This is a genomic window from Sphingorhabdus sp. 109 (assembly GCF_902506555.1).
Taxonomy (GTDB): Bacteria; Pseudomonadota; Alphaproteobacteria; order Sphingomonadales; family Sphingomonadaceae; genus Parasphingorhabdus.
On the sequence record NZ_LR732707.1, the window covers coordinates 573,794 to 597,396 of the forward strand.

At 59.6% G+C, this 23,603-nt stretch carries 22 protein-coding genes and 1 tRNA gene; 14 read left to right on the forward strand and 9 right to left on the reverse strand.

All coding sequences use genetic code 11. The annotated features are described in order from the left end of the window. Positions 1–85 precede the first annotated feature (85 nt). From BOSE62_RS02850 to BOSE62_RS02860, 3 genes are read left to right on the forward strand one after another with little or no spacing between them, the layout of a single operon-like run. Entirely contained in the window at positions 86–1,360 is a 1,275-nt protein-coding gene (locus BOSE62_RS02850) for a 3-methyl-2-oxobutanoate dehydrogenase (2-methylpropanoyl-transferring) subunit alpha (protein WP_159641837.1), read from the forward strand. Continuing rightward, complete coding sequence (locus BOSE62_RS02855) at positions 1,357–2,370, forward strand: alpha-ketoacid dehydrogenase subunit beta (RefSeq protein ID WP_159647864.1); 1,014 nt, start codon at positions 1,357–1,359, stop codon at positions 2,368–2,370. The genes BOSE62_RS02850 and BOSE62_RS02855 overlap by 4 nt, the downstream gene beginning before the upstream one ends. Beyond that, positions 2,367–3,686 carry a dihydrolipoamide acetyltransferase family protein gene (locus BOSE62_RS02860; protein WP_159641840.1) on the forward strand — a complete coding sequence of 440 codons (1,320 nt, stop codon included), beginning with the start codon at positions 2,367–2,369 and terminating at the stop codon, positions 3,684–3,686. The genes BOSE62_RS02855 and BOSE62_RS02860 overlap by 4 nt, the downstream gene beginning before the upstream one ends. Positions 3,687–3,822: 136 nt before the next feature. Here BOSE62_RS02860 and BOSE62_RS02865 read toward each other — a convergent pair whose 3' ends face one another. The 4 genes from BOSE62_RS02865 to BOSE62_RS02880 form a co-directional block, all read right to left on the reverse strand. Further along, positions 3,823–8,961 carry a hypothetical protein gene (locus BOSE62_RS02865; RefSeq protein ID WP_236553798.1) on the reverse strand — a complete coding sequence of 1,713 codons (5,139 nt, stop codon included), beginning with the start codon at positions 8,959–8,961 and terminating at the stop codon, positions 3,823–3,825. Positions 8,962–9,027: 66 nt separating this feature from the next. Next, entirely contained in the window at positions 9,028–10,137 is a 1,110-nt protein-coding gene (locus BOSE62_RS02870; protein ID WP_159641843.1) for a DUF11 domain-containing protein, read from the reverse strand. A 62-nt stretch (positions 10,138–10,199) separates the two neighbouring features. Continuing rightward, positions 10,200–10,664, reverse strand: coding sequence for a DUF11 domain-containing protein (locus BOSE62_RS02875; protein ID WP_159641846.1), 465 nt, complete (start codon positions 10,662–10,664; stop codon positions 10,200–10,202). A 21-nt stretch (positions 10,665–10,685) separates the two neighbouring features. Beyond that, a complete protein-coding gene (locus tag BOSE62_RS02880) occupies positions 10,686–11,726 on the reverse strand; it encodes a hypothetical protein (protein ID WP_159641849.1) in 1,041 nt (346 codons plus the stop codon). A gap of 357 nt (positions 11,727–12,083) precedes the next feature. Here BOSE62_RS02880 and BOSE62_RS02885 point away from each other — a divergent pair. Beyond that, a tRNA-Asp gene (locus tag BOSE62_RS02885) sits at positions 12,084–12,160 on the forward strand. Here the strand turns inward: BOSE62_RS02885 and BOSE62_RS02890 are convergent. The 4 genes from BOSE62_RS02890 to BOSE62_RS02905 all read right to left on the reverse strand — a co-directional run bounded on the left by BOSE62_RS02890 (position 12,139) and on the right by BOSE62_RS02905 (position 13,743). Beyond that, positions 12,139–12,417, reverse strand: coding sequence for a DUF2842 domain-containing protein (locus BOSE62_RS02890; protein ID WP_159641852.1), 279 nt, complete (start codon positions 12,415–12,417; stop codon positions 12,139–12,141). The genes BOSE62_RS02885 and BOSE62_RS02890 overlap by 22 nt on opposite strands. Before the next feature lie 14 nt (positions 12,418–12,431). Next, the gene (locus BOSE62_RS02895) at positions 12,432–12,998 is read right to left on the reverse strand and encodes a 5-formyltetrahydrofolate cyclo-ligase (RefSeq protein ID WP_159641855.1); all 567 of its coding nucleotides are present in this window, start codon (positions 12,996–12,998) and stop codon (positions 12,432–12,434) included. A gap of 228 nt (positions 12,999–13,226) precedes the next feature. Continuing rightward, a complete protein-coding gene (locus BOSE62_RS02900; protein ID WP_159641858.1) occupies positions 13,227–13,550 on the reverse strand; it encodes a cell division protein ZapA in 324 nt (107 codons plus the stop codon). 4 nt (positions 13,551–13,554) lie between these two features. Beyond that, positions 13,555–13,743 carry a hypothetical protein gene (locus BOSE62_RS02905; protein ID WP_159641861.1) on the reverse strand — a complete coding sequence of 63 codons (189 nt, stop codon included), beginning with the start codon at positions 13,741–13,743 and terminating at the stop codon, positions 13,555–13,557. Positions 13,744–13,943: 200 nt separating this feature from the next. Between BOSE62_RS02905 and tkt the strand changes: the two genes are divergently transcribed. The 5 genes from tkt (at position 13,944) to thiE (ending at position 19,808) form a co-directional block, all read left to right on the forward strand. Next, the gene (gene tkt, locus BOSE62_RS02910; RefSeq protein ID WP_159641864.1) at positions 13,944–15,911 is read left to right on the forward strand and encodes a transketolase; all 1,968 of its coding nucleotides are present in this window, start codon (positions 13,944–13,946) and stop codon (positions 15,909–15,911) included. Between the two features lie 35 nt (positions 15,912–15,946). After that, the gene (gap, locus tag BOSE62_RS02915; RefSeq protein WP_159641867.1) at positions 15,947–16,954 is read left to right on the forward strand and encodes a type I glyceraldehyde-3-phosphate dehydrogenase; all 1,008 of its coding nucleotides are present in this window, start codon (positions 15,947–15,949) and stop codon (positions 16,952–16,954) included. A gap of 19 nt (positions 16,955–16,973) precedes the next feature. Continuing rightward, positions 16,974–18,164, forward strand: coding sequence for a phosphoglycerate kinase (locus BOSE62_RS02920; protein WP_159641870.1), 1,191 nt, complete (start codon positions 16,974–16,976; stop codon positions 18,162–18,164). A 25-nt stretch (positions 18,165–18,189) separates the two neighbouring features. Further along, positions 18,190–19,077 carry a fructose bisphosphate aldolase gene (locus BOSE62_RS02925; RefSeq protein WP_159641873.1) on the forward strand — a complete coding sequence of 296 codons (888 nt, stop codon included), beginning with the start codon at positions 18,190–18,192 and terminating at the stop codon, positions 19,075–19,077. 104 nt (positions 19,078–19,181) lie between these two features. Next, positions 19,182–19,808: a thiamine phosphate synthase gene (thiE, locus tag BOSE62_RS02930; protein ID WP_159641876.1), complete on the forward strand. Its 627-nt coding sequence runs from the start codon at positions 19,182–19,184 to the stop codon at positions 19,806–19,808. 9 nt (positions 19,809–19,817) lie between these two features. Here the strand turns inward: thiE and BOSE62_RS02935 are convergent, their stop codons facing one another. Beyond that, complete coding sequence (locus BOSE62_RS02935) at positions 19,818–20,063, reverse strand: hypothetical protein (RefSeq protein ID WP_159641879.1); 246 nt, start codon at positions 20,061–20,063, stop codon at positions 19,818–19,820. Between the two features lie 151 nt (positions 20,064–20,214). On the opposite strand from BOSE62_RS02935, the gene efp reads away from it, so the two are divergent. From efp to BOSE62_RS02960, 5 genes are all read left to right on the forward strand, one after another. Continuing rightward, a complete protein-coding gene (gene efp / locus BOSE62_RS02940) occupies positions 20,215–20,778 on the forward strand; it encodes an elongation factor P (RefSeq protein WP_159641882.1) in 564 nt (187 codons plus the stop codon). Positions 20,779–20,903: 125 nt separating this feature from the next. Further along, positions 20,904–21,722 (forward strand): inositol monophosphatase family protein, encoded by an 819-nt coding sequence (locus BOSE62_RS02945; RefSeq protein ID WP_159641885.1) that lies wholly within the window; start codon positions 20,904–20,906, stop codon positions 21,720–21,722. Positions 21,723–21,827: 105 nt separating this feature from the next. Further along, complete coding sequence (ndhC, locus tag BOSE62_RS02950) at positions 21,828–22,202, forward strand: NADH-quinone oxidoreductase subunit A (RefSeq protein WP_159641888.1); 375 nt, start codon at positions 21,828–21,830, stop codon at positions 22,200–22,202. A gap of 47 nt (positions 22,203–22,249) precedes the next feature. Next, positions 22,250–22,765, forward strand: a complete 516-nt coding sequence (locus BOSE62_RS02955) for a NuoB/complex I 20 kDa subunit family protein (RefSeq protein ID WP_159647866.1) — start codon at positions 22,250–22,252, stop codon at positions 22,763–22,765. A gap of 1 nt (position 22,766) precedes the next feature. Next, positions 22,767–23,549 (forward strand): NADH-quinone oxidoreductase subunit C, encoded by a 783-nt coding sequence (locus BOSE62_RS02960; RefSeq protein ID WP_159641891.1) that lies wholly within the window; start codon positions 22,767–22,769, stop codon positions 23,547–23,549. Positions 23,550–23,603 lie beyond the last annotated feature (54 nt).

The window sequence follows — 23,603 nt, forward strand, 5'->3', positions numbered from 1 at the left end:
CTAATTTGGGTTTTGTAATATTGTAACAGCCGGTTGAACGAATATTGCAGCGCAACAATTGCGCGATTCTTGCTGGAGAGGCCCGATGGCTGACGACAATATACAAAGCAATTTGCCGCCGCTGACATTACATATACCCGAACCGAAATTCCGTCCGGGCGATACGGTCGACTATAGCGATCTGCAGATTCCGGAAGCCGGCGCTCAGGCAAGGCCGGACATCCATAGCGCCCCCAAGGATATGCAGCACCTCGTTTATGACATGGTTCGCGTCCTCGATGATGATCACAAGGCTGTCGGTCCGTGGGATCCGAATCTGGATGACGAGATATTGCTCAAGATGCTGCGCACGATGGTGCAGGTGCGGACCTTTGACGACCGGCTTCACCGCCAGCAGCGACAGGGCAAGACCAGCTTCTATATGAAATGCACTGGCGAGGAGGCGACCTCGGTTGCCGCCGCCATGGCCTTGCATGGCGATGACATGTGCTTCCCGAGCTACCGCCAGCAGGGCATTTTATTTGTCCGCGGCTATCCGATGATCGAGATGGTCAACCAGATTTTCTCGAACAAGGCAGACAAGCTGAAAGGGCGCCAGCTGCCGATCATGTATAGTTCCAGCGAGCTCAATTTCTTTACCGTATCCGGCAATCTGACCACCCAATATCCGCAGGCCGTGGGCTGGGCGATGGCCAGTGCAAGCAAGGGTGATAGCCGTATCGCCGCGGCCTGGTGCGGCGAGGGATCGACCGCGGAAGGTGATTTTCACGCAGCGATGACCTTCGCCGCGGTCTATAACGCGCCGGTGATCATGAATGTGATCAACAATCAGTGGGCGATCTCGTCCTTCTCCGGCTTCGCCGGAGCAGAGCGGACGACCTTTGCAGCGCGCGGTGCCGGCTATGGCATTGCCGCTCTTCGCGTCGATGGCAATGACCCGCTGGCCGTCTATGCCGCTACCAGCTGGGCAGCGGAGCGGGCGCGGACCAATCAGGGGCCGACCCTGATCGAGCATTTCACCTATCGCGCCGAGGCCCATAGCACTTCCGATGATCCGACGGCCTATCGCAGCGCGCAGGAGCGCGAGGAATGGCCGCTCGGTGATCCGATCATGCGGCTCAAACGGCACCTGATCCGGCGCGGTGTGTGGAGCGAGGAGCAGCAGGAAGCTCTGGATGCCGAATGTCTGGAAGCGGTCAAGGAGACGGTCAAGGAAGCCGCCAAAAACGGCATATTGGGTCACGGTCTGCACCAGCCGTTCGAAACCATGTTCCAGGACGTATTCGAAGACATGCCCTGGCATCTCAAGGAACAAGCCGAACAGGCCAATAAGGAACGGGAAATCAAATGGCCGTCATGAATATGATAGAGGCTATCAACAGCGGCCTCGAAACGATGATGGAACGCGACGACGATGTCGTGATCATGGGCGAAGACGTTGGCTATTTTGGCGGCGTTTTCCGCGCGACTGCCGGCCTGCAGGAAAAATTTGGCAAGACGCGCTGTTTTGACACGCCAATCTCGGAATGCGGGATCATCGGCGCGGCGGTGGGCATGTGCGCTTACGGCCTGCGGCCGGTGCCGGAAATCCAGTTCGCCGACTATATCTATCCCGGAATGGACCAGCTGATCTCCGAAGCGGCGCGGCTGCGCTATCGTTCGGCGGGCAAGTTTACAGCGCCGCTGACGGTGCGGTCGCCCTTTGGCGGCGGCATTTTCGGCGGACAAACGCACAGCCAGTCGCCGGAGGCCATGTTCACCCATGTTTCGGGGTTGAAAACCGTCATTCCGTCAACGCCTTATGATGCCAAGGGGCTGCTGATCGCGTCGATCGAGGACAATGATCCGGTGCTTTTTTTCGAACCCAAACGTATCTACAACGGGCCGTTCACCGGCTATTATGACAATCCGGTTGAACCCTGGTCGAAATTTGCCGAGGCCGAAGTGCCGGCGGGCCATTATACCGTGCCGCTGGGCAAGGCCAATATCGTGCGCGATGGCGATGCGGTGACGGTTCTGGCCTATGGCACGATGGTCCATGTCTGCAAGGCGGTGGTCGAGGAGCACCAGATCAACGCCGAAGTCATTGATTTGCGGACACTAGTTCCGGTCGATATCGAGACGATTGAGCAGTCGGTGAAGAAGACCGGACGTTGTCTGATCGTTCATGAAGCAACGCGGACCAGCGGCTTTGGTGCGGAGCTGTCGGCGCTGGTGCAGGAACGCTGTTTCTATCATCTCGAAGCGCCGATCGAGCGGGTCACCGGATTTGACACGCCCTATCCGCACAGCCTGGAATGGGCCTATTTCCCGGGACCGGTACGGATCGGTGAAGCGCTGGAGAAAATTGTCAGGGACTTGAAATCATGAGCAAATATACATTCAATCTGCCTGATATCGGCGAGGGAATTGCCGAGGCGGAAATCGTCAAATGGCATATCAAGGTCGGCGATGTCGTGGCCGAGGATGACCAGCTGGCCGATGTCATGACCGACAAGGCGACGGTCGAGATGGAAGCGCCGGTTTCCGGCAAGATCGTTGCTATCGGCGGGGAGGAAGGCGACATTATCGCGATCGGTTCGATGCTGGTCGAGATCGAAGTCGAAGGCGAGGTTGATGCCGAGAAACTGGAAGAATTGGAAGCATCCGACGCCGTTGCGGAAGCCTCTGAAGAAGCTGAGTCTGATGTCAAGAATGACAGGCAAGATGCTGAAATTAAAGAAGCAAAATCTTCATCTCCAGCAAATCCAACAGCCCGGACCGAGACCGAGCAGGTCGCTGATGCGCCCGTGGCCTCAGACAGTCCCGCAACCGAAAATGCCGGGCAGAAAGTGCTCGCCACGCCGGCCGTCCGCAAACGTGCCGCCGATCTCGGCGTTGATCTCGGCCAGGTCAAGGCGCAGGGCGAGCATATCCGGCACAGCGATCTCGACGCCTATCTGAACTATGGGGCGGGGCAGGGCTATCGTCCGGCCGGATCCGTGCAAAAACGTGACGATGAAGTGATAAAAGTCATCGGAATGCGGCGCAAAATTGCACAGAATATGGCCGATTCGAAACGGAATATTCCGCATTTCTCCTATGTCGACGAAATCGACATGACCGAACTGGAGGATATGCGCGCCGATCTGAACGCCAATCGCGGCGACCGGCCGAAACTGACCATGTTGCCGTTGATGATTGTCGCGATCTGCAAATCGCTGCCCGAATTTCCGATGCTCAATGCGATTTATGATGACGAGGCCGGAATCGTGACCCGCCATGGTGCGGTCCATCTCGGCATGGCCACGCAGACCGGGCAGGGGCTGATGGTACCGGTGCTGCGCAACGCGCAGGATATGAATGTCTGGCAACTGGCGTCCGAAATAGCCCGTCTGGCAGCGGCAGCGCGCGACGGTACGGCGACGGCGAAAGAGCTGACCGGTTCGACCCTGACGCTGACCTCGCTCGGCCCGCTCGGCGGCATCGCGACCACGCCGGTGATCAACCGACCCGAAGTGGCGATTATCGGCCCGAACAAGATTGTCGAGCGCCCGATGATCATCGACGGCGAGATTCACCCGCGCAAGCTGATGAACCTGTCGATCTCCTGCGATCACCGCGTGGTCGATGGCTATGATGCAGCCAGCTATGTGCAGGCGCTCAAGCACCTGCTCGAGACGCCGGTCTTGCTGTTTGCGGACTGAAGAGGGCGAGCGAACCGCCGTTCGTCCTGAGCCTGTCGAAGGACAATGCGCGCCGATAGGTACACTTCGACAAGCCCAGTGCGAACGGAATGGGGTAAATGCGGCCCTTCTCCCTTGAGGGAGAAGAAGCCGACTTTCAAAGCCCGAGTCTGCCGAGACTTTCCTGGTCGAATTTCAGGCGGAAGGTGACGAACGGGCCGTCTCTTGTGTAGCGGCTATCTTCAAAGTCGCGGTCAGCAAAGCCGACGACATTATAGCCGACCGAAATATAGGCATCTTTTAACGGGGTGATGCCCAGGCTCGGTCCGCCGGAATAAGCGATGCTGTCGAAATCATTGCCGACGCGCGCCGTGGCCTGGCCGCCGACGTCAATCGTGTCCGACAGATCGAATTTGACATCCGCGCCGACGACATTGCTCCAGCCCTTCACATCATCCTGGCCGAAGCGGTCGAATACATAGCGGCTGCCCCAGAAGAAGCCATATTCGCCCGCTTCGGTGAAAATGCCGTTGTCTGAATCCAGCGGTGTATAGTTCACGCTCAGGCTGTTGATAATCCGGCGCGATGTGACATCGCCATCGACGAGCAGCGCTGCGCCGCCAATCGGTCCGGATTCGCCGGCGACTGCATTGCGTAGGCGATCTTCCCGGAACTCGAGCTTTGCGAGCCACGACCACTGGCTGTCCGACGGACGGTGGGCCCAGCTGGCTTCGGCTTCGATGACGCGGGAGCTGACACCGGTTTCGTCCTCGGCGACAAAGATGCTTGCCAGGGCACCAAGCGCGCTGCCTTCGCCAATTTGCTTCAGCAGGGCGGTGGTTAGCCCGTAGCGGGTGCTGATATCGCCATCGCGATACTCGACCCGGCTGTTCCAGCTCCAGTCGTCGTGCCGGTAAGTTGCGCCGGCGGTGACCGCAAGAAAATCCTCGGTCAGCGTCGCGTCATTGCCCAGAAAACCGCCCGAGGCGACGGGCTGATCGCTGTTGATCACATCGGCGCGATCAAATCCGCTGATCGTTTCATTGCCATCCAGCGAGAAATCGATGGTCCATCTCTCGCCGAGCGGGATGCTTTGGGTCAGGCCATAAGCCGCATAGCTGCGTGGACCATATTCGGTAATTTCCTGCTGGTTCATGCTGCTGACGATGCGCGCGCCGTTCCACGGCGAGACATCGACGCCGATACGGGCGGTGCGGGCATCGATATTTTCGCCATCGGCAATTTCGTAGGTGCCGATAATCTTGATGTCCTCGGTTACCGCATAACGGGCCGAGACACTGTGCCGAGCCGGAAAGTCGATGCTTTCATCCTGTCCGCCCAGCGCAAATTCGGTCTGCGCATCGAGCTCCAGCTTGCCGCCGAACAGCCGCTGCGTGGCACCAAGCCGGACGAGGGTCGATTCGTTCACCGTGCCGTCCGACAGCCGGTCATTGGCATAGACCAGACCAGCGCGGAAAGAGGTGTTGTCGGCGCGATATTCCAGCTCGGCGGTCGCGGCGCGACGGCGTGCGTCGGACGTCAGGAAATTCTCCTGATAGCTGGTTACGGCAAGCGAGAGATTGTCGCTTATGCCGACCCGGCCATCAATGCCGAATTTGCGGGTGCCGTTCTCGGCGGTGTTCAACTGACCCAGGCCATAGCCCGAGGTCTGTTGCCGGACATAGGCGAGAATGTCGAACTTCGATCCGTGATGTTCGGCTTCAACCAGCCAGGCGGTTGCCGCCCCGCCGCTGTCGGTGGCGCTGATATCTTTCGCTTCATTGTCGGTGACGGCGAGTTCGGCACGCAATTCGGTCTTCAGGTCCGGCCGGTAGCGGACGTCGACGCCGAGCAGGTCGGTTTTGACGCTTTCATCCTCGTCGTGCACCGCCGTCGCACCGATCTTCAGCTTTTCGTCGGCGGTCTGGTAGGTGGCGCGGCCGCCGGCGTTGAGATTGCGTCCGCCAATGCCGAGAACTTCATATTCGGCAATGATGAACTGCGGATCGAGATCGCTGCTGCGGCTGAGTATCGGTTCGCGGAAGCTGATCGTTCCGGCGAGATAATCGATGTCATAGTCGATATGCCGGGTCAGCACGCGTTGTTCGATAATCTGCTCCGAGCGGAAACGGTCGCGGGTTTCCAGCGTGATCCGCTCGCTATTGGCCAATATGTCGCGCGTGGCGAGAGCATAGGGACCCGACAGGCCGTTGCCCTGGATTTCTTCGCGGCGGAACTGGTTGGGCGAATCCGCGGCAAAAACGTTGAGATGTACCTGATCGCTTTTATATTCCGCCTTGATACCGTTGAAGGCGCGCTGGTAGCGCGCCAGTTGGGGCTCGCTGATACCGGTTTCATAATCGCCGAACAGGGCATAAAACTGCGGCCGTTCCAGCTTCAGATAGAGGCGGCGCACCGATGCGGCATCATAGCGTTGCTCGCTGCGGTCGGCGTAGACCGTATAATAGCGGCGGGGATCGATAATGCCCTGAAGCTCGGTCTCATCTTCTTCCTTGTCGCTGTCATAGGCGAGCGTCATCAGCCATTTGCCGGTCACCCGGCCCTTGGCATAAAGCGCGACCCGGCCATCAACGTTGATATTGTCTTCGTCATCGGCAAGGTCTTCCAGCCTTTCGTCGAGCGTGTTGAAGCCCAGCGTGCCGGCGGCAAAACCGACGACGGTCCATGGGCGGTCGCCCGGATCAAGCCAGGTTTCGACCCGTTGCGCGCGTTCGACTTCACCATCGCGGAAGGGGAAGGAAATGCTCAGCGAACCGGAAGCGGTGGTCGGAGCCAGTTCGATATAGGCAATGCCTTCCTCGCCCTCGACGCGCCAAACGGGGCCGCCACGTTCGAGACCGGCGAGCTGATTGGCCTGCTGGGCGTCGATTTCGATCGCCGGCGCATAAGGGGCGGGGACAGAGAAGTCACCGACCATGCCGTTGCGGGCAGGCCTGCCGTCCCGATCGGTCAGGCGGACAGCGATTACGGGGCGGCTAACCCCGTCGGCGACGAGAATGGAGCGGTCCTTGAGCAGTTCCGCGTGCAGCGGGCTACCGGCATAATGGACCTTGCGTTCCAGTTGCTGGACCAGCCTGCCATCGCGGTCTACGACACGGGCGATCAGGATATTGGTGCGGTCCTCGATTTCGATCCCGCGCCAGGTGCTGACCCGGACCTTGCCGTCGGCACTTTTCTTGGTGCCGTCAAAGGCAAGCGGCGTGACCGGCTTGCCGTTGACCGACAGTTCGACCCGCTGGCCGGCATGATGCTTGATCGCGACGCGCAGCGCCTTGACCCTTGGATTATGCTCTGCTTCCGGAAACAGCCACGCAATGCCGGGCTGTTCGCCGGAAACCCAGTCGCGGCCGGCGCCAGCGGCTTCGGAATCCGAGAGGATCTCCGGCCTGTGATAGGCATCAGCCGATTCCATCTTTCTGGGAGCGACTGTTCTGGCGCGGAAGTCTGCGCGTTTCAGCGCGCCGCCACGGCCTTCCACGAAGCGGGAAATGGCGCTGCCTGCAGCGCGAGTATTCCGGGCGCAGTCAACCGGAGCCTGATCGGCCGGAAAGGTTGAAGGATCGATCTGGACCACGTGCAGGCCGGGCTTCAGCCCCTCGAAATGATAGCGGCCGTCGCTGTCGGTGACCGTATAGGTCCCGTCCTGTAGCATCACGCGAATATTGCCGATGCCCGCGGCAGTCCGCGGATCGGTACTGCAACCGCCTTCGGTGATCCGGCCGACAAGCGTGAATCGTTCGGAAATACCGTCGCGGACAATGCTTACGATAGCATCGACAGTGTCGCTGGTGGTGCCCCGATCGTCGCGCGCGGAGGCGAGATTGATCGCGTCTGCGGGCTGGGCGTCCTGACGCACTTCGGCAATATAGGTCAGCAGCGCGCTCGCGGACGGAGCCAGCGGCGGTGCCGCGACCGAGAAGTCCTGACCATTGGACGCGACCGTTGGCGTGATCAATTCGCCATTATAGCGGACCGTTCCGGCTTTCAGGCGCATAGCGGCGGGCAGTTGGTCGGTGATCGTAATCTGGCCGGTGGACCGCAGGACATCGGAATTTTGCACGGTAATCCGATATTGCACCGCGTCTCCGGGCGCCGCCTGGGTCGTGGAGGCGGATTTGGTGATCAACAGTGGCGCGCCGGGCCGGTCCAGCGGTACGTCGACGCGCACCGGTGCCGGATCGTCGAGAATGATGATGCCGCCATAGGAGCCGTCGACTATGGTGAAGGGAAAACCGTCGGTTCTCCGCAATCCCGTCAATTGCGCGGGTGTGGCAGCCGATGCGAAACTATAGGGCGCTGGCGGCTCGACGAGCAGGCGATAGCGGCCCGGTCTGGCAAAGGGGAAGCGATAATAGCCGTCGGGGAAGTCATAGACGGTGCCGCCACTGTCGGTGACGCTGCTGCCCGAAATGACTGTGCTCGGGAATAGCGAAACCCCGTCATCACCGAAGACTTCGGCAGGCAGGCCGGTGGCGCTATCGATCAGCGTGACGCGCGCGCCGCTGACCGGCGTGCCGTCGGCGCTGTCGAATATTTCGCCGAAGGGATCGATCAAAATCCCGACTTTCGCTACGCCGATGGCCTTGCCGCCCAGTTCATGGACGGTGATGTCAAAGGTTTCCCCGCGTTTGACCGAGAGGACGCAATCGCCCTGAATCGGAGCGGGCGGAACCGCAGCGGTGTTGATCAGTCCGACAAAGCGGCCGCTGTTGACCGCAGTTTCGACAATATTGATCTGTTCCCGGTCACCGCTCGGCGTGGTCAGGTAGATGTCGAAATTGTCGATCGCCAGCGGATTGAGATTGCGGTAATCGGCCATGATCGAGACGATCAGTGGCTCGCCGGCCCGGATATTGTCGGTCGGCATGACCGAAGCAGGGCTTCTGGACGTCCCGGCGAAGGCACCGCTGAGTTCGATCGGCACGCTGCCTTGCGTGCCGCGACACATTGTCTGGCCAATCGGAAATTGCTCGGCCCCTGGCGGATCGGCAAAATGGTAAATCTTGATTTCCAGCGGATCGGCAGGGGGCTGCTCGACCTGGATATCGAAACGGTTGGACGGTTTCTGCAACCGCTGGCCGCCGACATCCCATTCCGCTCGCGCGATATTGCTGATCAGCGGCAGATCCTGCGCCTCTTCGATCGCGAAATCGGGCGCGTGCGGCTGCTCCTCGGCAAACTCGGGTTGGGCGAGTGCCGTAGAGGCCGGCGCGCTGAGGACGCAAGCAGCCAATGCCAGGCCGACTGGCTTGAAAAAGGTGGTGAATTTACCCACGGTAATGGCCGGAATTCGGCGGCAAACCGGCGGAAATGCCGGCTTGCCACCAAATTTCACAAAGCGCTATTCAACCGTTACACGGAAGACTAGCGTTTCGGTCGTACCCGCGGCAACAGTGCCGAGGTTACCCGAAACCACGCCGGAGGCTTCCGAACCGGTGCCGGTACCATCTGCATTACAGGTGGATCCGGTGACCGTGCCTTCGGTTACCACGCCAATGACGGCCGGAACCGTCGCCGGACCGGTGGCCAGGCTGTTATAATAGACCAAATTGGCCGGAATCGTATCCGAAATGGCCACGCCGGTCGCTGCTGCGCCGCCGGCCGCATTGGCGACCGCGATACAATATTCGACAATCGCGCCGGGAATGGCTTTCGGATTGGCGCTGCCGTTGACCGGATCCCACAGGACATTGCTGGTCTTGGTAACCGTGATGTCCGCTGCCGACACTTCATAGGTGTCGGTTGCGCTGTGATAGCCGTCGCCGGCGCCATCCGAGCTGCCTGTTCCTGCCGCGTCGGCAAAGACGTTCTGTACCAGCGATGCATCATCGGCATCACCCGAATCGTCCGAGAAAGCAGTACCCTGCACGCCCGAACCGGTCGCGGGAAGACCGCTGCCGCCGTGAGCGGCTGCCTGGCCGATCAGAATGAGGTCAGACAGATCGCCTGTGACGACGCCGTTGGGAATATTGGCTACGGCGTGGATCGTGACACTGCTGTCTTCGGCCAGGTTGTCGATATAGGTGATCAGCGTGTCACCGGCATCAAAAACGCCGGCGGTGGTACCATTGTCAAGATAGTAGCTGATCGTGCCGGTCACGTCGAAATCGTCGGTGGCCGGTTGTTCGGAGCTGAGCAACACGTCAATCGTGTCGTTGGTCTGGTTGCTGACCGTGTAGGTTACGGCTTGCTGTGTGGCGTTCGGCGCTACCGACGTATTCACGGCATCGCTTTTGGCGACGACAAGATTGACTTTACGGTCGACGACGAAAACGTCGCTGTCGGTTTCCGCGGTCTGGCCGGTTCCTCCGACATTATAGGCCACGCTAACGGTATTGGTAATGCTCGTTCCTGCATCAGTGCCCAGATCTGCAGCGAACGCCGGGTTTGCACCCAGCGCCGCTACAGAAATGGTACTAGTGGCAACGAGAAGTTTCAGTATACTGGTCATAACTGTCTCCTGTTTCACTTAATTGGATCGCCTAACCCCGCGGCGATCCGGTACGGTTGCGGTCACCTCACGGTGCCGCGAAAAACCAATTTCCCTCCCGAACCTGCAGAAAGGGCACGATTGAACGTCCATTTCACATGGGTAACATCGGTCATGAGAGCGGGGCGGACTTCACCGTTCCCGCCCAGATAGGTGAGGTCCGCAAGCGGTCCCCAGCTTTTGCCTCCGTCAACGGAGACAATTTCAGTGCCATCAGACGTTCCATTGAACGCCACCGCCTTCGGTAGCGGATTGGTGACAGAGAAATCCGTAGCCGGCGCGCGGCCGACATTTTTATATTTGACGACGAACACCAGCTTGTCGCCCGGCGTGACGGTCGTCGGCGGTTCGAGCACAAGGGCGGTGGTGCCGTTGGGCTTCGCTACCTTGCGCTCGACGAAGACATCGCTCGACAGGCTGACGTTATTGGCGGCTATTGCCGTGCCCGGCATGATCAGCGCTATCGCGAGAGAAATGGCTTTAAACATATTGCTATACCCCGATTGCATTCAGTCGATGGTGACCTGGAAAGTGATGGTGCGGGTCTGCCCGCCCGGAACCGTGCCCAGCGCCACGGCGATCGCATCGTCCGCGAAGCTGCCGGCATCGCCATCATCGACGGCGTCGGTCAGCGGTGCGTTTTCGAGCGTGATGGATCCGGCCTTGTATGTGGTGTCGGCCGGAATATCGTCGCTGATCACCAGATTGGTCAGCTCGCCGGAGCCGATCGTCGTCGCGACCAGTTGATAGACGATGGTCGCGCCGGGAATTGGCTGGTCGCCGCCGGACGGATCGATAACCGTCGCGCTTTTGGTAAGGGTGACATCCGATGTCTGGATGACGAAATAGCCGCTGTCGGCATCGCGCGCACCGGTGGAACCGACCACGGCATCACCGCCGCCATCGCCCTCTCCGGCGAATATCGTACCGGGGGTGCCGCTGCCGGTATTGGCGGTTGCGGAAAGTTCGATTTCGGCGCGGTCCTCGTCCTCGGCGGAGGCGGGTATCGTCGACAGGACGAAAACCACAATGCTTTCGTCGGGAGCCAGCACCGGGTCATTGGTGCCGGGCGCATATATAGTGTCGACGCCCGGATCATAGACTCCGTTGCCATTGCTATCGAGAATCATCTGTTCGAAGCCGGTGTCAAATTCGTCACCGGGCCGGGCGGTGTCGGCCGAGAGGGTAAATGCTTCCGAGCCGTTGCCGCTATTGGTCACCTGATAGGTGAGCACCTGTGCGGTCAGTCCCGGGGCCGTGGCCACGTCACCCGGATCGCTGGACACCACGGTCACATCGAGCAGTTCGTCGACCTTGATGGTGACCTTGTTCGAATCAATGGTGATTGGCGTGCCGTCGTCGGGCGATTCATAGGTGGCCTGGGCGACATTGACGATGTCGGTCCCGGCCAATGTCCCCGCTGCCTGCGCTGCGGTCGATGCCAGCGCAAGCGCGGCCGTGCCCAGCGCCAGCGCCAGACGGCGACTCATACCGGAAGCGGCGGGCAAAGATGGCCGGCCTCGAAAATCCTGTGTTGGTGCGTTTTCCATGCAGGCCATATGCCAAGGAAAGCAAAATATTTGGTAAACGCGCGATAAATGATGTTGGCCCGCCATGGGCCTCAGCAATTGCGGATTTCAGGCCTTTTTCCTCGGTAAAATTGCCACCGATCCGGAACGGTTAACCCGCTGTTTACCATGAAGGTGCGTAACTTTTTGTAACAATGACCGTTCATGGCTGTTTTTGCCTGGACAGGAATCAGGCGCCGGCATCGGAGCAGGAAAGGGCTCCGCATGGCGATCGGACAGGTCCCGGAAAGAAATATATCAAATAATCGAAAGAGTGTTGTTGACAGAAATGCACCGCTCTTATACTTGCGCTGCTCCACCGCCTATAGAGGCACATAAGCGGGTGTAGCTCAGTTGGTTAGAGCGCCGGCCTGTCACGCCGGAGGTCGCGAGTTCAAGTCTCGTCACTCGCGCCATTTCCCTTGTTTTCCGGGAAATGGCGCCAAGACCCCGTATTCATCCAGATCAGCAACGGACGCATCGGGAAGATCCACGCAATTCCGAGAATCACATAGACTGGCAATTGCAGCCAGAAATGCAGCGCGTCGATCTGTTCGATCAGGGTGACGGCAATGCCGCACCACAGCAGGATCAGAAACAATATCAGAATCATGCCTGCCGGTTTGCGCCAGCTGGGTTGATCTTTTGGCTTGCCGTCGATTTCTGCGGTCATGGCTTCATCCTGTATCATTCTATGATTTCACATTCCGTGACGATCATCTGCAAGGGCAGGTCATGCGCTTCGGCCGGTATCTCGTCCGCTTCCTGCACCGACCAGGCCAGGCCGATGCGCGTTACCTCGGGATATCGGGCAAAGATGCGGTCATAATAGCCGCCGCCCTGGCCAAGACGCTGCAGCGACCGGTCAAAGGCCACCAGCGGGGCAATAATTACATCGGGATCGACCAGCGGACAGGATTCTCCCGGCTCGGGAATATTGCGGAATCCATGTTCCAGCAGTTCCGGGCCGGTGACCAGCCGGAATTCCATCGCGCCATTGTCCGTCACGCGGGGAAAGGCAATATTCACGCCGGTCTCGGTCAGATATTCGACCAGCCGCTCGGTTGGCGCTTCGCTGCCCACGCTGCGGTAAAAGGCAACGGTCTGCTGCGGCTGGAACAGCCGGGCCAGAGGCGAGGGCGGCCGGCGGAAGGACAGATTGCGGCTGGCCCCGTCCATCTGTCTGACAAAGCTGTCGCGCCGTCTTCTATATTCTTTACGTAGTTTCTGCTTTTTCTCTTTTAAGTTACTCAAAAGGAAGTCTTTCTTTGGGAAGGTGACGGGACCGTCTTGGTCGTTTGCCGGAAAATCCTCTGACGCCTATTACGTCAGGTGGGCGCCATATGCACCGGACCCGACTGCCAAACAGTCCGCAATCCGGGCAGGGACAGCTCCCTAGGAAGTTATATCGCCTCAGGGATGTTCGTATCAGGCTCGTGCCAGACAGTACCCGTCACACCCTATCTAGGCGCGATGGGGGTGTTACTCAAGGCTGTTCGCCAATTGTTCGGCACGATCTGCCAGTTTTTCCAGGGCAGCAATGGCCTGTTCGTCCATCGGGTCGGGTTTCGCCGGCGCGCTGGCTTCTGCGGGCGCCGCGGCGCTGCCCTGTGCGCTGTGCAGGTCATCGGCCAGCAGAAGCGAGGTGAACAGCAACATCCGGCTTTCCGTCAATCCCGCCGGGTCACCGGATTCACGCGCTTTTCCGTCGACCATCGCGGCCAGTTTCGTCAGATGCGCTTCCTCGCCGTCCTGACAGGTGACCATGAAGGAACGGCCACCGATTTCCAGTTTCATCTGCGCCATGCTATCAGTGCTCCTGTCGCTCGATCAGCCCGTCGATCGTGCGGATCGCCTGTTTCATCTCCGCTTTCAGCGCTTCGTGGCGCGCCTCCAGCGCCGGGTCGCTCTTGCTTGCCGACCGGTCGATTGACGATTCTATGCGACTGAGCGCCCGCTCGATCCGGCCGATGGCCAGGATGACGCGTTCATTGTCCATGAGCATTTTCCAAAGCTTGTTCCCAACAGGTCAGTTGCTGTCTTTCATTGCTATCAATCTATTCTGACCCCGTAAACACCGGATGATGAAAAGCGGTCCTTGACGCCGCCTCGCTGGATCATCAAAGGAGGAGGCAAAATAGCGAATCGCGGCATTCCGTTGCGTTTTTTCACGCGTCCAATCGAGGGATCAGACTAGATATGACCGTAACCGAAAAAAGCATGGCAAACGCCATCAGAGCGCTCTCCATGGATGCGGTACAAGCGGCGAACAGCGGCCATCCCGGAATGCCGATGGGCATGGCAGACGTGGCAACTGTGTTGTTCTCCGATTTCCTGAAATTTGATCCGAAAGCGCCGAAATGGGCGGACCGTGACCGTTTCGTCCTGTCGGCGGGCCATGGCTCGATGCTGATCTATTCGCTGCTCCATCTGACCGGCTACGCCCGGCCGACGCTGCAGGATATCAAGGATTTTCGCCAGCTCAGCTCGCCCTGCGCCGGCCATCCGGAAAATTTCAAGCTGGAAGGCGTGGAAACGACGACCGGGCCGCTGGGGCAGGGCTTTGCCACGGCGGTCGGCATGGCGATCGCCGAGCGCCATCTGAACGCGACCTTCGGCGATGATCTGGTCGATCATAAGACCTGGGTGATTGCCGGTGACGGCTGCCTGATGGAAGGAATCAACCATGAAGCGGTTGGTCTGGGCGGGCATCTGGGTCTTGGAAGACTTAATGTTCTTTGGGATGATAATGGCATAACTATCGATGGTGGAACGGAATTATCGACCAGCGAAGATATTCCGGCGCGCTATCGGGCATCAGGCTGGCACGTGGTTTCCTGCGATGGCCATGATTTCGACGATATCCGCCGGGCGCTGAAAGAAGCGGAGGCCGATCCGCGGCCGTCGCTGGTCGCCTGCAAGACGGTCATCGGCTATGGTGCCCCGACCAAGCAGGGCACCTCGGCGACCCATGGCGCTCCGCTCGGCGACGAGGAAATCGCTGGCACCCGTGTCGCGCTCGGCTGGGATGCGGAGCCTTTTGTCATTCCCGACGATGTGCTGGCGGCTTGGCGTCAGTTGGGAGAAAAGGGCGCTGCCGCGCACGCCGACTGGGACAAGCGTCTGGAGAGTCACGCCGAGGCGGCCGAATTCAAGCGGCGAATGGCGGGCGAACTCCCCGACGGCACGGCAATGCAAGCCTATCTGGAAGGTCTGGCGAAGGATCCACCGAAATGGGCAACCCGCAAGTCGTCCGAAATGGCGCTGGGGGCGATCACCGAAGCGCTGCCCGAAATGATTGGCGGCAGTGCTGACCTTACAGGTTCAAACAACACCAAAACTCCTTCGACCAAGCCTTTGACAAAAGATGATTATTCGGGGCGCTATATCTATTATGGTATTCGCGAATTCGGCATGGCGACGGCGATGAACGGCATGGCGCTGCACGGCGGTATCATCCCCTATGGCGGCACGTTTCTGGTGTTTACCGATTATTGCCGGGGTGCCATGCGGCTTTCCGCGATCCAGAACGCGCGGGCCATTTATGTGATGACTCACGACAGCATCGGACTCGGCGAAGACGGCCCGACCCATCAGCCGATCGAGCATGTACAGAGCCTGCGCCTGATGCCGAACATGCATGTCTACCGGCCTGCGGACGCAATCGAAACGGCGGAATGCTGGGCGCTCGCCATCAAGCGCGCCGATGGGCCATCGACCCTGGCGCTGACGCGGCAGGGGCTCGCGCCAATCCGCGATGACGTCAGCTCAAATCGTTGTGAAAAGGGCGCTTATCGCATCAAGGCAGCAGAAAATGGCAAGCGGGTGGTGCTGATCGCTACCGGTTCGGAAGTGTCGCTGGCACTGGCGGTTGCCGAGCAGCTGGAAGCCGCCGGAACCGGTGCGGATGTCATTTCGATGCCTTGCACCGAATTGTTCGACGAACAGTCGGCCGAATATCGCAATGATCTGCTGGGTGGCTCTGACATCTTGCGCGTCTCGATCGAAGCGGGCACGACGTTCGGCTGGGAGCGGTATACCGGTCTTGACGGACTGCGTTTCGGTATCGACAGCTTCGGAGCATCGGCACCGATCGACGATCTTTTCGAGCATTTCGGTCTCACCGCAGATGCCATCACGCCGCAGATTTTAGATAAAATTGGCTGAAAACAGCCACAAAGTTCGCATTCAAAGGAGCAAGATTGATGACAAAAGTAGCAATTAACGGATTTGGCCGGATCGGTCGTCTGGTCGCCCGCGCGATACTGGAACGCGATGATGATGGTCTTGAACTGGTCGCGATCAACGATCTTGCGGATGCCGAATCCAACGCGCTGCTGTTCGCCTATGACAGTGTGCACGGCCGTTTCCCCGGCGAAGTGACCGCTCATGGCGATCATATCATGGTCAATGGCAAGAAAGTCGCCGTCACCTCCGAACGCAATCCCGGCGACCTGCCGCACGGCGACATGGGCGTCGACATCGTGCTCGAGTGCACCGGCTTCTTCCAGTCGAAGGATGCGGCGCAACCGCATATCGACGCTGGCGCGAAACGCGTTCTGATCTCGGCTCCGGCCAAGGGTGACCTGAAAACGGTTGTCTATGGCGTCAACCATGATGTGCTGACCGCCGACGATATCATCGTTTCGAACGCTTCCTGTACCACCAACTGCCTCGCTCCGGTGGCCAAGGTGCTGCACGATACGGTCGGCATCGAGCGCGGCTTCATGACCACGATCCACAGCTATACCAATGACCAGCGGATGCTCGACCAGATGCATAGCGACATGCGCCGCGCCCGCGCCGGTGCGGTCAACATGATCCCGACGACCACCGGTGCGGCCCGCGCGGTCGGCCTGGTGCTGCCGGAACTGAACGGCAAGCTCGACGGCTCGTCCGTCCGCGTGCCGACGCCGAATGTCAGCTTGGTCGATCTGGTGATCACGCCAAGCCGCGACACCACGGTCGAGGAAGTCAACGGCGCGCTGAAAGCCGCAGCCGAAGGCCCGATGAAAGGCGTGCTGGTCTTTGAAGACAAGCCGCTGGTCTCGAGCGATTTCAATCATCAGCCAGCCAGCAGCTCGGTCGACAGCCTGGAAACGACCGTCATGGACGGCAAGCTGGTCCGCGTCGTCAGCTGGTATGACAATGAATGGGGCTTCTCCAACCGCATGATCGACACTGCCAAGGTCATGGCGGGCTTGCTCTAACTCACAAAGGTTCTGATTAATGTCAGCTAATAGCTTCAAAACGCTTGATGATATCGGTGATGTTCGGGGGAAGCGCGGCCTGGTCCGCGTCGACCTGAACGTCCCGATGGCGGACGGCAAGGTAACCGACGACATGCGCCTGAAGGCCCTGATGCCGACGGTCGCCGAATTGGCTGACAAGGGCGCGAAACTGCTGTTGCTCGCCCATTTCGGACGCCCGAAAGGGGAATATGTAGCGGAATATTCGCTCGAGCCCGTGGTCGCCCCTCTGGCGGCCGTCCTGGGCCGGGACGTCGGCTTCATGCAGAAACCTGACCAGGCGGCCATCGATGCCTTGCCCGAGGGCAGCATCACCGTGCTGGAAAACAGCCGCTTTGCGCCGGGCGAGGAAAAAAATGATCCGGCCATGGCCAAGGCGATCGCCGCTTTCGGTGACTTCTATGTCAACGATGCCTTTTCGGCGGCGCACCGCGCGCATGTGACCACCGAGGGGCTGGCGCATCTGCTGCCTTCCTATGCCGGCCGTTCGATGGAAGGCGAACTGACCGCGCTCGACAAGGCGCTCGGCAATCCCGAACATCCGGTGGCCGCCGTGGTCGGCGGGGCGAAAGTCTCCAGCAAGCTCGATGTGCTCCGGCAAATGGTCGAGAAGGTCGATCATCTGATCATCGGCGGCGGCATGGCCAACACCTTTCTGGCGGCGCGCGGCGTTGCTGTCGGCAAGTCCCTGTGCGAGCATGAGCTGGCCGACACCGCCAACGAAATATTGGCTGCGGCGGACGCCGCCGACTGCACCGTGCACCTGCCTTATGATGTGGTGGCGGCGAAGGAATTTCGCGCCGATCCGCCGACCCGCACGGTCAACGTCCATGAAGTGGCAGAGGATGAAATGATCCTTGATATCGGACCGGCCGCGGTCGAGGCGCTGTCCGATGTGCTCAAGACCTGCAAGACTCTGGTCTGGAACGGTCCGCTCGGCGCGTTCGAGACGCCGCCCTTCGACAGCGCCACCGTGGCGCTGGCAAGAACCGCTGCCGCTCTCACCAAAGAGGGGCAATTGCTTTCCGTTGCCGGCGGTGGCGATACGGTCGCCGCGCTCAACCATGCCGGCGTTGCCGATGATTTCAGCTTTGTATCGACCGCGGGGGGCGCTTTTCTGGAATGGATGGAAGGCAAGCCTCTGCCCGGCGTCGAAGCGCTTAACCAATAATATTGAACATATCAGGAAATGAAAAATGGCGAATAGTGAAATGATGAGCAAGATCGAGAATGGCCAAGGCTTTATTGCCGCTCTGGACCAGAGCGGTGGCTCGACGCCCAAGGCGCTGGCCGGTTACGGCATCGGCGCGGATTCATTCTCCAACGATGACGAAATGTTCGGCCTGATTCACAAGATGCGCAGCCGCATCATCACCTCGCCCAGCTTCGGCAATGGCAAGGTGATCGGCGCGATCCTGTTCGAAAAAACGATGAACGGTGACGCCGGTGGTAAGCCGGTTCCCGAAGCGCTGTGGGACCGCGGTGTCGTGCCTTTCCTGAAGGTCGACAAGGGACTGCAGGACGAGGCCGATGGTGTCCAGCTGATGAAGCCGATTCCCGATCTCGACGAGCAGTGCAAGCTGGCCCTGTCGAAAGGCGTTTTTGGTACCAAGATGCGTTCGGTGATCAACAAGGCCAATGCGAAAGGCATCGCGGCGATCGTCGCCCAGCAGTTCGACTTCGGCAAGCAGATCCTGGCCAACGGACTGGTGCCGATCATCGAGCCGGAAGTGAATATCAAGAGCGACGAGCGGGCCGAATGCGACCAGATTCTGCTCGGTGAACTGACCAAGCATCTTGACGCGCTGGCGGATGACCAGCGGGTGATGCTGAAACTGTCGATCCCGGTCGAGGCCAATCTCTACAAATCGCTGGTCGATCACCCCAAGGTGGTCCGGCTGGTAGCCCTCTCCGGCGGCTATTCCACCGAGGAAGCCTGCGCGGAACTGGCGAAGAACGAAGGCATGATCGCCAGCTTCAGCCGCGGCCTGCTGCAGGACCTCCGGGTCTCGCAGAGCGACGAGGAATTTGACGCCGTGCTCGGCGGCGCGATCGACCAGATTTATCGCGCTTCGATCGCCTGAACTGGGCGCGCGGTTTTGTCCACAACCGATCCGGGCCGGTCCGCGGTCGACGATGATATCGTCGGCAGGCGGATCGGCAAGGACGGAGCGCTGGAAGCCCGGCCATGAACGATATCCCCTGCCAGCTTTACCTGATTTCACCGCTGGACGTCGGCGGTTCCTTTCCCGACCGCCTGCGCGAGGCGCTGGAGGCGGGGCCGGTGGCCGCCTTCCAGTTCCGGGTCAAGGATGTGGACGCCGATGAGGCGACCCGGCTTGCTACCCCGCTGAAAGCGATCTGCGACGAATTTGACGTGGCTTTCGTCGTTAACGACGATGTCGCGCTGGCCCGGCAACTGGGCGCGGATGGCGTGCATCTGGGGCAGGGCGACGAGAGTCTGAAAAATGCCCGCGAGACTTTGGGCAATGATGTCCAGATCGGGATCACCTGCCATGACAGCCGCCATCTGGCGATGGAAGCCGGTGAGGGCGGTGCCAATTATGTGGCCTTCGGGGCCTTTTTCCCCACCAGCACCAAGGAAACCGTCTATCGGCCGGAGTCCGATCTGCTGGCATGGTGGTCGGGAATGATGGAAATACCATGCGTTGCGATTGGCGGGATCACACCGGGAAATTGCCGGCCGCTGGTCGAGGCCGGTGCGGATTTTCTGGCGGTGAGCGGCGCGGTTTGGAATGATCCGGACGGCCCGGCCGCGGCGGTCAGAAAATTTGCCGATATATTGGGAGAGTGATCCGGCCGTTCAGGACGAGCTGCGCGTCTTGCCGATATTGGAAGCCAGATATTGGGCGACGAAACTGCTGGCTGAGGGCGGGACAAAATTGGGCATCTGTTCCATATCGCGCAAATAGCCCTCGGTTTCCTTGAACGAATGCACCCGGCCATCGGCAATCGAATAACCGAAGAGGCCAGCGGCCAGTGCGCATTGTCGCCGCAAGGGCGGATTTTCGGGATCGCTACGAAGGCGGGAGAGGTCTGTCTGGGCCATGATTTGACAATAGCGGCTAGGCCTTGCGGCGTATTGTATGAAAAAGACCTGTGACTGATTGCACAGCCTTTCGGCGTCAGCGGGCTTGCCTATTAACCGCCAGCAGATTACAGCGCCGCACAATCAAACATTCTATCGAGCGAGACAAGCGATGAAGATCAGCGGTGTGGATATCCGTCCCGGCAATATTTTGGAATATGAAGGTGGCCTGTGGAAGGTTGCCAAGATCCAGCATACGCAGCCGGGCAAGGGCGGCGCCTATATGCAGGTCGAGATGAAGAATCTCGTCGACGGTCGCAAGACCAATGTCCGTTTCCGCAGCGCCGACACGCTCGAGAAGGTTCGTCTGGATACCAAGACGTTCCAGTATCTGTTCGCCGATGGCGATATGCTGACCTTCATGGACAAGGAAAATTACGAGCAGATCACCCTGCCTGCGGATCTGCTGGGCGATGCGGTCGAATTTTTGCAGGACGGCATGGACGTGCAGCTGGAGCTTTACGAGGAGAAGCCGATTTCCGTTCAGCTCCCCGACCAGATCGAAGCGGAAATCGTCGAGGCCGACGCCGTCGTCAAGGGCCAGACCGCTTCGTCGAGCTACAAGCCGGCTGTTCTCGACAATGGCGTCCGCGTCATGGTGCCGCCGTTCATTTCGGCCGGCACGCGGATCATCGTCGATGTCTATGCCCGCGAATATGTTGGCAAGGCCAGCTGACCCGATACCCTCCCGCTTGCGGGAGGAATCCGGGGCGGGCACGACCAAACCGCTCGCCCGTTCTTTGAAAAACAGATAGACCCACCCCCAGCCCCTCCCGTACACGGGAGGGGGGAGATAAAGAAATGCCAGCACATTCCGCCCTTATTACCGTCATGGAACGCGCCGCGCGCAAGGCCGGATCGCGCCTGCGCCGCGACTTCGGTGAAGTCGAGCATCTGCAGGTATCCAAAAAGGGGCCTGCCGACTTTGTTTCCAAGGCCGACATGCGCGCCGAACGGATTCTCTACGACGAGTTGCAGAAGGTCCGGCCCGGCTGGGGCTTCGTGCTCGAAGAAGGCGGCATGATCGAGGGCGAGGAAGGCAAGCCGCGCTGGATCATCGATCCGCTCGACGGCACTTCCAATTTTCTCCATGGCATCCCGCATTTCGCCATTTCGATCGCGGTCCAGGAACGCTCGCTCGACGGGCGCGGCTGGGGCAAGATCACCAGCGGCCTGATCTACGAACCGCTGACCGATCTCACCTGGTGGGCGGAAATGGACAAGGGTGCATGGCTCGGCGAACGCCGTTTGCGCGTCTCGGCTCGCCGCGATCTTTCGGAAGCGCTGATTGCCACCGGCATTCCTTTCAAGGGGCATGGTGATCTGGGCGAATGGGCGCGGATTTTCGGTGCCGTGGCGCCACAGGTTGCCGGGATCAGGCGCAATGGTTCGGCCGCGCTTGACCTCGCCTGGCTGGCGGCCGGCCGCTATGACGGTTTCTGGGAAGCTGGCCTGAAAGTGTGGGACGTTGCCGCGGGAATATTGATGGTTCGCGAAGCCGGCGGCTTTGTCACCGATTATACCGGCGGCGACCAGCCGATCGGGCAGAGCGAGATATTGGCATCGAACGAAGCGCTGCACAGCAAGCTGCACCGGATATTGGCCAAGTCGCTGCTGTAACTGCGAACGCCTCGCAAATGGCCGCAAATTTAAGCCACTTCGCCCTTGCGGCATGGCAAGCCACTGCCTAAAAGCGGGCCCGAATATTAGCGAAACGAGTCATTTGTGGTCGATCTTTCCGAATATGCACCCATCCTGCTTTTCCTGTTTGTGGCCGCCGGCCTGTCAACAGCCTTTGTGTTTCTGCCCATGGGCGTCTCCCGGCTGACCGGAACCCATAATCCGAATGCGGAAAAGCTTTCCGAGTATGAATGCGGCTTTCCCGCCTTTGAAGATTCGCGCAGCCAGTTTGATGTGCGTTTCTATCTGGTGGCGATCCTGTTCATCATTTTCGACCTCGAAGCAGCCTTTCTGTTTCCGTGGGCGGTGTCGCTGGATCTGACCGGCTGGGTTGGCTGGACGACGATGATGGTCTTCCTCGCCGAACTGGTCATCGGCTTTGTTTATGCCTGGAAAGTAGGAGCGCTGGAGTGGGATTAGAAACTGGCACCAGTGGTTCGGCCATATTGAACGCAGACGGCACGCCGATGCGTCCTGATACGCAGCCTGACGAGGCGTTTTTCAAGGACCTGAATTCGGAAGTGAATGACAAGGGCTTTCTTGTCACCTCGACCGAAGAACTGTTCCAGTGGGCGCGGACCGGATCGCTGTGGTGGATGACATTCGGTCTCGCCTGCTGCGCGGTCGAGATGATCCACGTCAACATGCCGCGATACGATATGGAGCGTTTCGGTGCTGCCCCGCGTGCCAGTCCGCGCCAGTCCGACGTGATGATCGTCGCCGGAACCCTCTGCAACAAAATGGCACCGGCGCTGCGCAAGGTCTATGACCAGATGTCCGATCCGAAATATGTGATCTCGATGGGCAGCTGCGCCAATGGCGGGGGCTATTATCACTACAGCTATTCGGTCGTGCGCGGATGCGACCGGATCGTGCCGGTTGATATCTATGTGCCGGGATGCCCGCCGACCGCAGAGGCCTTGCTCTACGGCGTGATGCAATTGCAGCGGAAGATCCGCCGCGTCGGAACGTTCGAGCGCTAATATGGCCCATTCTGCTCCTATAATATCCAGCAACTCCGGTGTTGCGGCGAAGCTTGGCAAGGCGATCGGCGCGGCACTGATCGACACAGTCGAGGCCTATGGCGAAATCAGCTTTACCGTCGAGCGCAAGAAGCTTGCCACGGTATTGGAAAAGCTGCGCGACAAGCATGAATATCAGCAGTTGATGGAAATCGCCGGCGTCGACTATCCGGATCGCGCCGAGCGGTTCGAGGTCTGCTATCATCTGCTCAGCCTGACGAAAAACCATCGCATCCGCGTCAAGGTCACGACCGACGAAGACAATGCGGTGCCGAGCGTTACCCATATCTGGGAAGTTGCCGGCTGGCTCGAGCGCGAAGTGTTCGACATGTATGGCGTTCTGTTCGACGGCAATACCGATTTGCGCCGGATCCTGACCGACTATGGTTTTCAGGGTCATCCCTTCCGCAAGGATTTTCCGCTGACCGGCTATGTCGAGATGCGCTATTCCGAAGAAGACAAGCGCGTGATCTACGAGCCGGTGAAGCTGGCCCAGGATTTTCGCAGTTTCGACTTCATGTCCCCCTGGGAAGGCGCGGATTATATCCTGCCGGGTGACGAGAAAGTAGGCGGCGAAGCGCCACCTCCAACGCCCAAGACTACCGACGACAAGAAAGATACCGGCGCGGGCGCGAAAGCCGACAAGGAAGCGGCCAAGCCGTCGAAGCGGAAGAAGGCTGCAGCAAAGAAACCCGCTCCCAAGCGGACCAAGTCGGGGACGCAGAAGAAGGGGGAGGGCAAGTGATGAACGTTCCTTTCTGTTTTCCTGCGAAGGCAGGAATCCATCTCCTGCCAGTGC